Origin of the sequence: Paenibacillus sp. GbtcB18, assembly GCF_019091125.1 — a bacterium.
Classification (GTDB): Bacteria; Bacillota; Bacilli; order Paenibacillales; family NBRC-103111; genus Paenibacillus_F; species Paenibacillus_F chitinolyticus.
Map to the genome: position 1 here is coordinate 1 of NZ_JAGXJX010000972.1, position 231 is coordinate 231.

Sequence of the window (231 nt, forward strand, 5' to 3'; positions counted from 1 at the left end):
ACAAGTCGGCCGAGACCCTGCGGGCGGCGGGCGCCGAAGTGCACCGCGGCAGCCTCGACGACCCCGAGGACCTGGCCCGCGCGGCGGCCGGGACCGACGGCGTGATCCATCTGGCCTCCACCCACGACGACTTCCTGAACATGACCCGCGCCGTGGAGACCGACCTCGGCGTGATCGAGGCGATCGGCGCCGCCCTGGCAGGCTCGGACCGGCCCTTCGTCGCCACCTCGG

Annotated in this window: 1 pseudogene; it reads left to right on the top strand. The window is 74.5% G+C overall.

The window, feature by feature from the left end:
- Positions 1 to 231, top strand: a pseudogene (locus KVT34_RS31440) (3-beta hydroxysteroid dehydrogenase); the annotation flags it as partial.